Source organism: Acetobacter fallax, assembly GCF_011516735.1.
GTDB lineage: Bacteria > Pseudomonadota > Alphaproteobacteria > Acetobacterales > Acetobacteraceae > Acetobacter > Acetobacter fallax.
The window spans coordinates 1-2,005 of the sequence record NZ_WOSX01000109.1 but is presented as its reverse complement, the minus strand read 5'-3'; the positions used below and the strand labels follow the sequence as shown (position 1 = coordinate 2,005).

The following is a 2,005-nucleotide window of genomic DNA, read 5'->3' as shown; positions in this document are numbered from 1 at the left end:
TTGCTGCTCGCACGGCGTGCGTGGTCGTGGCGCTGCCATGACGTATCTGTCCCATAATGCTTCCTTCCACTCACGTGAAAATATCACACCACCAAACCCCGGGACTAAACATACTTCCCGTCCTTGGTTATCATGGTCATCGTAGTTACGAAGCCCAGGAGAATTTTTTGAATAGTCTCGCATCTGATGCCGGGATCGAAAGTTGGGAGCTTGATCGGCTTTTATATCAGACGCACAAAGAGTTTATGATGCATTTCATTAAATATGAAACAAAAGCGTCAGAAAAAATCGATATCGGCCAGATAATTTAAACATACATGTTATGTATCATGTGTATTTGAATTAAATTCGGTGTTTCGAAGAATTTTTAACATGAGGTTCTGATGAGTTACGGCATTCAGCGATACAACAAAAATACATCCCAGACAATGACGCCCCGGCAGATTGAAGAACTGGCCTTCAGGCAGGCAAATGCCCTGATGAAAACAGCAAATGATGAAAAATCCCGCCTTCACGCGCTGGATATGAACCAGAAGCTCTGGTCCGCAATCCTCCGTGAAACCGGGATAGAGAATAATGACATGCCCGCCATTCTCCGTCAGGATCTGCGAAAACTGGCAGTCTGGGCGACACGTTACAGTATTCAGGCTATGCTGCACGGGATCGCACTGAAGCCTCTGATTGATATCAACCAAGATATGCTGGATGGACTTCGGGAGACAATTGTCGCGACAACCCCGACTGCCGGATCAGAAAATCCGTCGCCTTTTAGTTTTGTGTCTGCATGAATTTGAGAAATTCTGCTATGTCGCCAGATACATGATCGTGCCCTACCAAAAGCAGCTATTATTGCGAAAATATGGAAGCACTACGTTCGATCGACAATCAGAATCCCCTGATTGGGAATGGTCGCCGCCCGCCCCTTCAGCTCCGCCAGAGCCCGGTTGGCCTCGGCCAGAGCCCTGAGGACCGGAACCGTCTCCAGATCCACCTGAGGTGGCAAGGGACGAATGTTGCAGGTTGGCGTTAACATGACCGTTCCGACGTGTTAAAAAAACACCCTGTCGTTAACACGTTATCCTGTCATGTCAAAGAAACCTGCTTCCCCTTAACCCGATACTTCTGTGTTACCTGGATAACGGAATGATGTGGGGTCAGGACCGCCTTACTCGGACGTCCCGGCCATATGGGCACCGCCTATGTCTTCAAACAGACTGAGGGCATCCGGGGAGGAGGCGACATGGTCCCCCACCCTGGCACTGTCGGCCCGGATGCGCTGCCGCCGCGCCTGCCGCAGGCTCTCCTCCAGAAGATCCGACACCAGCTGTCCCGGAGACAGGCCCCGTCGGGTAGCTTCGCGCTCCAGGGCGTGTTTCAGGCGCTCATCCAGCTGAAGAACCAACGGTGCGGTCATGCCATTCTCCTGCAGTCGGGCAACCTGGGCTTAACAAAGCCTTCTCTGCCCATGAAGGGTGCGGCTACTAACCGCTCCCTTTTCATGCCGCCCGCACCAGTGGTGCAATGGTGTATGAAGACCCTCAATTTGATGGGAGCGACCGGGGAGCGCTGAAGGAGCGTTCGATGGAGCGCCTAGAGAGCGGTGTAGGAGCGAACTGGTGGAGGGTTAGGCCAGAAATCGTCTCACAGCCCCAGGAGACAAGAAACGGGGTCAAACGTGGGGAGCGTAGCATCACTGGTCCAGATGACGTTCCAGAGCTTTGAAATGCTCTTCGATCGTCAGGTCTCCCTCGATGAACCGGGTATTGATCCGCTCGATGTCCGCGTCGAGGATCACGCCCTCAAGACGGGGGACGTACATAAAACGGGCACAGATATACGCTAAGGATTATCGGTGATTGTGATGGCTTGCCGGAGCGGGCGGAGTTTCCCTTCCGGGATGTCGGCGTCGGTCCAGAGGTAATCCCCGGTCAGGTTGATATGCTGCCACCCCAGCGGAGAGAGATGCTGGAGCAGACCAGGCGGAACGGATCGTCCTTGATGTTCG

Annotated in this window: 5 protein-coding genes; 1 reads left to right on the top strand and 4 read right to left on the bottom strand. The window is 53.2% G+C overall.

Annotation, left to right across the window (positions count from 1 at the left end):
• Positions 1 to 383: 383 nt before the first annotated feature.
• Positions 384 to 788 carry a flagellar biosynthesis regulator FlaF gene (locus GOB85_RS18650; RefSeq protein ID WP_173578855.1) on the top strand — a complete coding sequence of 135 codons (405 nt, stop codon included), beginning with the start codon at positions 384 to 386 and terminating at the stop codon, positions 786 to 788.
• Positions 789 to 868: 80 nt separating this feature from the next.
• On the opposite strand, the gene GOB85_RS18645 is transcribed toward GOB85_RS18650, so the two are convergent.
• The 4 genes from GOB85_RS18645 to GOB85_RS18635 all read right to left on the bottom strand — a co-directional run.
• Positions 869 to 1,033, bottom strand: coding sequence for a hypothetical protein (locus GOB85_RS18645; RefSeq protein WP_242011632.1), 165 nt, complete (start codon positions 1,031 to 1,033; stop codon positions 869 to 871).
• 132 nt (positions 1,034 to 1,165) lie between these two features.
• On the bottom strand, positions 1,166 to 1,414 hold the full coding sequence (locus GOB85_RS18640) for a hypothetical protein (RefSeq protein ID WP_173578854.1): 249 nt from the start codon (positions 1,412 to 1,414) through the stop codon (positions 1,166 to 1,168).
• A 276-nt stretch (positions 1,415 to 1,690) separates the two neighbouring features.
• Entirely contained in the window at positions 1,691 to 1,819 is a 129-nt protein-coding gene (locus GOB85_RS19650) for a hypothetical protein (RefSeq protein ID WP_277875962.1), read from the bottom strand.
• Between the two features lie 20 nt (positions 1,820 to 1,839).
• A partial coding sequence (locus tag GOB85_RS18635; RefSeq protein WP_173578853.1) for a Tn3 family transposase occupies positions 1,840 to 2,005 on the bottom strand: 166 nt, incomplete at its 5' end.

Bases quoted from the DNA above. Each gene is read 5' to 3' on its own strand.
- GOB85_RS18640 (WP_173578854.1), bottom strand. From the start codon at position 1,414: ATGACCGCACCGTTGGTTCTTCAGCTGGATGAGCGCCTGAAACACGCC.
- GOB85_RS18650 (WP_173578855.1), top strand. From the start codon at position 384: ATGAGTTACGGCATTCAGCGATACAACAAAAATACATCCCAGACAATG.
- GOB85_RS19650 (WP_277875962.1), bottom strand. From the start codon at position 1,819: ATGTACGTCCCCCGTCTTGAGGGCGTGATCCTCGACGCGGACATCGAG.
- GOB85_RS18645 (WP_242011632.1), bottom strand. From the start codon at position 1,033: ATGTTAACGCCAACCTGCAACATTCGTCCCTTGCCACCTCAGGTGGAT.